Genomic DNA, 7099 nt, shown 5'->3' with positions numbered 1-7099 from the left:
AAAAGGTATACGAACTCCCCGGGGCAGTCGTAAGGGCTGTGGACCCTAGAAAACCAAAAGGGAATACTTACGGAACATTACTCGACACTGCTGCGCTCGCTAAATATAAGCCCATGTCCCTGTATAACTACATGATGTTCTTGCCGGGAGTGGTAAGGGTGGGGGGAGGTTTGTTTGTAAAAAGAAAAGGATTGCCAATGCCTCAAGAGTTGGCTTTTGATATGTTTTATGCTCCCGTTTCATTATCGCTTAACGGAAAGGGATGCGCTTTGAGTGATTTAACTGACTACACCGTTGATGATGTCCTATATATCAACCATATACACAAAACAGAAACAGCAATGATAGGAGAGTATCCGTACCACATAGAAATCATCCTAAAAGAAGGGGTTTCTGCTATTAGATCCGAAATAAAAATGTACCGCACGATCGGTTATGCCGAAAGCGTCGAGTTCTACAGTCCGGTATACGATACGCCCGAAAAGATCGCCGACGAAAAACCCGATATCCGTACTACGCTGTACTGGAACCCTTATCTGCAAATCGGCCCGGACGGCACCGCCCAAATCGAGTTCTACTCAAACGATCATAAAAACCAGCAATACGATATCGCTATCGAGGGAATAACGCCCGACGGAAAAACATGCCGCTACCGAAAAGATATATCCGCCCGGTAAATACGACGGCGGCATTTTCTGTTTCCTACACGAATACGCAAGCGTCGATTCGCTGAAAACCGCGCAGCAGATCGGCTACGGGCATACGCTTTTTACCGGCCACCTGCAGTTCGTCGAGAAAAACGTATCCGTCCGCACAGGCTACTTTCAGAAAGGTTTTTCCGTCGGAAAGGATCGTTCCGGGAGCGCTCCTCGCTCCCGCATCCGGATCGGGATGAGCACGGTAAATCTTGACGGCAAGCGGAGCCGCATCGTCCCTGCGGAGTTCGCTCCATGCGGCCGGATAGGGACTCAGTCCGCGGATCAGGTTAAACACCGTCCGGCGGTCGGACTTCCAGTCGATCCGACAGGTGTCTTTGAATATTTTCGGCGCCTCCCGGATTTCGGCAGGCGCTATGCCATCCTGTCCGACAGGTACGATGTCTCCCGCCGCGATTTTCTCGACCGTCTCGACGACCAAATCCGTCCCCGCGACCATCAGTTTGTCATGCAGGGTTCCTGCGCACTCGTCCGGCCCGATCGGGACACGGCTCCGGCACAGGATATCTCCTTTGTCTATCTCGTGGTTCAGCATAAAGGTAGTGACGCCGCTCTCCGTCTCGCCGTTGATAATCGCCCAGTTGATCGGCGCGGCCCCCCGGTACTGCGGCAACAACGACGCATGCAGGTTAAACGTCCCCAGCTCAGGCATCGACCAAATAATTTCAGGCAGCATCCGGAAAGCGATCACGATTCCCAGGTCGGGCCGCAACGCCCGGAACGTCTCGACGAACTGCGGATCTTTCAATTTTTCGGGCTGCAAAACCGGCAACCCGACTTCCACGGCATACCGCTTGACGGCCGACTGCTGCAAATGCAGCCCGCGTCCTGCCGGTTTGTCGGGCATCGTCACGACGCCGACGACGTGATAACCCGCTTCCACCAATCTCCGCAACGGGGCCACCGCAAAATCGGGGGTACCCATATAAACGATACGCAGTTTCTTGCTGTCCATATCTCTAAATATCCCGTTAAGCTACGATCTCGATCCGGTTGCCGTCGGGGTCGCAAACGACGCTCTCGAAGTATCCGTCCCCGGTCTGCCTCGGTTCGCCGGCGATCCGATACCCGTCCCGCCGCAACCGTTCGGTCAGGCTGCACACCGCTTCGCGGCTGCCGACGCCGAACGCGACGTGACAAAAGCCGGTATGCTCGCCTTCGTCCGAATCCCGGACATCCGTCCTCCGCATCAGTTCCAACGCGACGCCACCTTCGAAACGGACGAAAAAAGACTCGAATCCCTTGGCCGGATTACGGTATACGGGGCCGCTCTCCCCGTCGAAATAACGCACGTAAAAATCCCGCAGTTCTTCCAGACGGTTCGTCCAAAGCGCTATATGAGCAACAGCTATTCCCATTAGACCACAGCGTATTATCCGTTATTACTTAAACAATCCGAGCCGGTGCCCCATCACCTGCTCTTTGGTGCGAAGGTATTTTTCGTCGTACGGATTCGGAGCGATCACGATCGGGACATTCTCGACGATTCGCAGGCCGTAGCCTTCCAGCCCGGCGCGTTTCTGCGGATTGTTGGTCATCAGCCGCATGTTCCGGATACCGATCTCGCGCAGAATGCTGGCTCCGACTCCGTAATCGCGCTCGTCGACCCCGAAACCCAGTTTGACATTGGCTTCGGCGGTATCGTACCCTTCTTCCTGCAATTTATAGGCTTTCATTTTATTGAAAAAGCCGATTCCCCGGCCCTCCTGATTCAGATAGACGACCGCGCCTTTTCCTTCCTGCTCGACCATTTTCATCGCTTCGTGCAACTGGGCTCCGCAATCGCAGCGGCACGAACCGAAAATATCGCCCGTCACGCACGAAGAATGCACGCGCACCAGCACCGGTTCGTCCGGCTCCCACTCCCCTTTGATCAAGGCCACATGATCCAGCCCGTTGCTCGTCTGGCGGAACGGGATCAGCTTGAAATGTCCCCATGCCGTCGGCATATCCACCATTTCGCCCCGCTCTACGATCGATTCGGTTTTCAGGCGGTAAGCGATGATATCGGCGATCGAAACGATCTTCAGGCCGAATTGCTGAGCGATTTTCCGCAAATCGCCCAGACGGGCCATCGTACCGTCTTCGTTCATGATCTCGATCAGCGCGCCGCCGGGAGTCAGTCCGGCCATCCGCGTCAGGTCGATCACCGCTTCGGTATGACCCGGACGGCGGAGCACCCCTTTGTTACGCGCCCGGAGCGGGAAAATATGCCCCGGACGGCCCAGATCGGACGCCTTGGTGGCAGGATCGACCAGCGCCCGCACCGTAGCCGCGCGGTCGGTCGCAGCCACGCCGGTCGTACAACCGTGTCCGAGCAAATCGACCGACACCGTGAAAGGCGTACCGAGCAGCGACGTATTGTTGGCAACCTGCATCTCCAGATCCAGTTCCCGACAGCGGTCTTCGGTCAACGGAGCGCACAACACGCCGCGGCCGTTGTGAAGCATGAAATTGACGATCTCCGGGGTGATCTTTTCGCCGGCGACGATAAAATCGCCTTCGTTCTCCCGATCCTCGTCATCGACCACGATGACGACTTTGCCCGCGCGGATATCTTCGATCGCTTCGTCCACACTGCTGAGAATCTTTTCGTTGTTTTGTTCTTGTGACATGATATTTCGATTTTGTATTTTTAATTTTCGGTTTTCGTACGGTTACCGGTTCTCCGGCTGCATACGCCGTTTTCGCGGGAATATCCGTTTAAAAAATCCGCGGATCTTCCGGGTATGGGCGAGGTACCATTCGGCGTTGAACAGGTTCGAATCGTTGGTCGCTTTATAGGTCAGGTAGACGGAAATCGGCAGTAGGATGAACGTAGCGATCCACATCCCGATAAAAGAGTTCCACGAGCCCTCGCGCGCCATCTTCTCGCCGGTGATCGTAATGATGTAATAGATTACGAAGAAACCGACCGATACGACGACCGGCATCCCCAGCCCCCCTTTGCGGATGATCGCTCCCAAAGGCGCTCCGATCAGGAAAAAGATCATGATCGAAACCGGCAGGGCCATTTTTTTATGCCACTCGACCTTAAATTTGTAGAGCTGCGTGAGGGCGTCTTTCGAGGTCACCTCGTCGAAGGAGTAAAAACTGCGGGAGTTGCGCGCTTTGTTGAGCGCCTCGTTGTAAATCCGTTGCCGGTCTTTCAGGCCCATGCTGTCGATGTGAGCATTCAGATAAACGGGCCGCCCGTGCAACGGAGCGATCGAATCGGCGCCGAGTCCCTGGTCGAAAGGGAAAATGAAGGTGGTGATCAGCGGCTGGTAGGAGGCGCTGGCCGCCGCCGCGCTGACTTTCTCCAGCGAGTCGATCCCGGCCGAAAGTTCTTTCGTATTTTTGGTCTGGCTGTTGTTGAACAGCGACATGTCGGTTCGGGAAAAATCGAAACCCGACATCGGGATCACCATGTTGTAAACGTCGAAATAACGGCGTTCCAGCGTATTATCTTTCATCCACTGGTAGTTGCGCACCTCTTCGTGCATCTCGCCGTTATACAGCGTGGCCAGCAGAAAACGCTTGTCGTCGGACAGCGAAATGTAGCCGGAGTCGGCTACGATCGTCCCCATCTTGCCGTTTATATTGGTATTGCGCGTATCGTAGATCAGGATATCGGTCAGCAGCTTCGTCTTCGGGTCCTGGTGGTCGACCCGGATGCTCATGTCGTTGTCGAGATTGAAAAAGAGCCCGTCCTTGAACTCGATGACCTGTTTCTGCTGCCGGATGTCGTAGATCAGCGCCGACATCTTCCGCATCGCCATCGGCACCAGATTGTTGGCGACGAAAAAACTGCCGACGGCGACGAAAAAGACCAGTACGATCAGCGGCCGCATGATCCTCGGCAGCGATACGCCGGCGGATTTCAGCGCGAGCAACTCGTAATTTTCCCCCATGTTGCCCATCGTCATCACGGCGGCGAACAGCGTCGCAAGCGGCAACACCATCGGTATCAGCGTGATGGCGGCGTACATCATCAGCTCCATAATCACGCCCATGCCGAGCCCCTTGCCGACCAGTTCGTCGATATAGCGCCACATGAACTGCATGATAAAAACGAACAGGACGATGAAGAAGGTGAGCACCATCGGCCCTACGTACGATTTCAATATGAGCTTATGTACCGTTTTCATCCCGCTTCCGCATAAAGTCACGCAAAGGTAATAGTTTTACAATAATAAGCGTAACGGTCAGTATAAATATTGTAGACGCGCCCGACGGAATATCGCCCTTGTAGCTGACATAAAGCCCGGCGAACGAACCGAGCACGCCGATCGCCGAAGCCCCGGCCATGATCCGTCCGAACGAGCGGGTCAGCTGGTTGGCGATCACCGCGGGCATGGTCAGCAGCGAGATCAGCAGAACGATCCCCACCACGCGGATCGAAATGACGATCGTCACGGCGATCAGCGCCGACATCAGGTAACCGATCAACCGCGTCGGCATATTCTGGCTGCGGGCATACTCCCGGTCGAAAGCCACGTACAAGATCGGCCGGTACCAGACGGCGAAAACGATCACGATCGCCAGGTCGACGATCCCCATCCAGATCAGGTCGGAGGAGGTGACGCTCAGTATATTCCCGAACAGGAAACTCATCAGGTTCGGAGCGTATCCCGGCGTCAGGTATACGAAGATAATCCCGACGGCCATGCCGAGCGACCAGATCAGGCCGATCGCCGAATCCTCGCGGATCCGTTTGCCGGCCGTAAAGGCTTCGATCCCGAACGCCGACAGCACCGCGAAACAGAACGCGCCGGCAATCGGATTCAGCCCGAAATAGTAGGCGATCCCGATCCCGCCGAACGACGAATGGGTGATCCCGCCGCTGAGGAAAACCAGCCGGCGGCACACCACGTACGTACCGACCATGCCGCAGGCCAGACCGCACAACAGGCAGGCGAGCGTCGCATGGGTCAGAAACCTGTACTGAAAAAGTTCGTAAAAGAAATCCATAAACCGTCGATCGAACTACAAAGCTACGCGTTTTTTTCGGGAATTCTTCCACAATGCGGCATAAGCGGCAAAAATTAGGCGGCGGTTTTGTACCTTTGCGCCGGTATCGAAATACAACGCCATGTCATCCGCTAAAAAAGTAGGTTTTTACACATTGGGCTGCAAGCTCAATTTCTCCGAGACGTCGACCATCGCCCGCGAATTCGAAGCGGGCGGCTTCGTACGCGCCCGGCAAGGGGAAACCGCCGACGTATATGTCGTCAACAGCTGTTCGGTCACTGAACATGCCGACAAAAAGTGCCGCAACATCGTGCGCCGGATCGTCCGGACGAATCCCGATGCCATCGTCGCGGTCACCGGATGCTACGCCCAGCTGCGACCGCAGGATCTGGCCGCCATCGACGGGGTCGACCTGGTGATCGGCAACAACGACAAAGGCTCGATCTACGAACGGGTATCCGCACTCGGCGCCAAACGCAAAGCATCGGTACACACCTGCGAAGCCGGCGAACTGACGAACTTTTTCGCCGCGTTCTCGACCGGCGACCGCACCCGCTCGTTCCTGAAAGTACAGGACGGGTGCAATTACCATTGCAGCTACTGCACGATTCCGCTGGCGCGCGGCGCCAGCCGCAACCTCCCGATCGCCGATCTCGCGGCCGAAGCGCAGCGAATCGCCGCGCAGGGTCAACGCGAAATCGTACTGACGGGTATCAACACCGGCGATTTCGGCCGAACGACCGGCGAACCGTTCATCGACCTGTTGCGGGCCCTCGACCGGGTCGAAGGCATCGATCGCTACCGCATTTCGTCGATCGAGCCGAACCTGCTGACCGACGAGGTCATCGCTTTCACAGCGGCTTCGAAACGATTCCAGCCGCATTTTCACATTCCGATCCAGAGCGGAAGCGACCGCATCCTGGCGCTGATGCGCCGCCGGTACGACACGGCGCAGTTCGCCGACCGGATCGCTGCGGTGCGCCGCGCCGTGCCGGACGTATTCCTCGGTATCGACGTGATCGTCGGATTCCCGGGCGAAACGGACGAAGACTTCGCCGACACCTACCGTTTCCTCGAACGTCTCGCCCCGGCATTCCTGCACGTTTTCCCCTACTCCGCGCGTCCCGACACCCCCGCCGCCGGATTCCCGAACCGGGTTCCGCCGCCGGTCGCCGAACGACGGGCCGCCGAGCTCGGCGCGCTGTCGGAACGTTTGCACCGCGCTTTTTACGAAAAGCAGGTCGGAACGCAAGCGCGAGTATTGTGGGAAAGCACGCGTCGCAACGGATATATGTACGGATACACAGGCAACTACGTCAAAGTCCGCACGCCGTTCGACCGTGCGCTAATCAATACGATCACGCCGGTGAAACTGACTGCGACGGACGGTGAAGAGGTAATGGATGCGGCTATTCTCGGCCGGGAATAGC

The 7099-nt window shown here is 56.5% G+C and carries 6 protein-coding genes and 1 pseudogene; 2 read left to right on the top strand and 5 right to left on the bottom strand.

Annotation, left to right across the window (positions count from 1 at the left end; all coding sequences use genetic code 11):
- Positions 1 to 677 (top strand): annotated as a pseudogene (locus C1A08_RS13170) (hypothetical protein); the annotation flags it as partial.
- 25 nt (positions 678 to 702) lie between these two features.
- Here C1A08_RS13170 and fmt read toward each other — a convergent pair.
- The 5 genes from fmt to C1A08_RS12905 are packed head-to-tail and all read right to left on the bottom strand — an operon-like array spanning position 703 to position 5669.
- The gene (gene fmt / locus C1A08_RS12925) at positions 703 to 1671 is read right to left on the bottom strand and encodes a methionyl-tRNA formyltransferase (protein ID WP_101574031.1); all 969 of its coding nucleotides are present in this window, start codon (positions 1669 to 1671) and stop codon (positions 703 to 705) included.
- A 16-nt stretch (positions 1672 to 1687) separates the two neighbouring features.
- Complete coding sequence (locus tag C1A08_RS12920) at positions 1688 to 2068, bottom strand: VOC family protein (protein ID WP_101574049.1); 381 nt, start codon at positions 2066 to 2068, stop codon at positions 1688 to 1690.
- Between the two features lie 30 nt (positions 2069 to 2098).
- Positions 2099 to 3331 (bottom strand): bifunctional 3,4-dihydroxy-2-butanone-4-phosphate synthase/GTP cyclohydrolase II, encoded by a 1233-nt coding sequence (locus tag C1A08_RS12915; protein WP_055205122.1) that lies wholly within the window; start codon positions 3329 to 3331, stop codon positions 2099 to 2101.
- Between the two features lie 42 nt (positions 3332 to 3373).
- The gene (locus C1A08_RS12910) at positions 3374 to 4846 is read right to left on the bottom strand and encodes an LptF/LptG family permease (protein WP_101574029.1); all 1473 of its coding nucleotides are present in this window, start codon (positions 4844 to 4846) and stop codon (positions 3374 to 3376) included.
- Positions 4830 to 5669, bottom strand: coding sequence for a metal ABC transporter permease (locus C1A08_RS12905; protein ID WP_055205120.1), 840 nt, complete (start codon positions 5667 to 5669; stop codon positions 4830 to 4832). The genes C1A08_RS12910 and C1A08_RS12905 overlap by 17 nt, the downstream gene beginning before the upstream one ends.
- Positions 5670 to 5790: 121 nt before the next feature.
- On the opposite strand from C1A08_RS12905, the gene mtaB reads away from it, so the two are divergent.
- Positions 5791 to 7098 carry a tRNA (N(6)-L-threonylcarbamoyladenosine(37)-C(2))-methylthiotransferase MtaB gene (mtaB, locus tag C1A08_RS12900; protein ID WP_101574028.1) on the top strand — a complete coding sequence of 436 codons (1308 nt, stop codon included), beginning with the start codon at positions 5791 to 5793 and terminating at the stop codon, positions 7096 to 7098.
- The last annotated feature ends 1 nt before the right edge of the window (position 7099 follow it).

The sequence above is a fragment of the Alistipes sp. cv1 genome (assembly GCF_900240235.1).
Lineage (GTDB): Bacteria > Bacteroidota > Bacteroidia > Bacteroidales > Rikenellaceae > Alistipes_A > Alistipes_A hominis.
The sequence above is the reverse complement of the archived record's forward strand: the minus strand, read 5'-3'. Positions and strand labels throughout refer to the sequence as shown.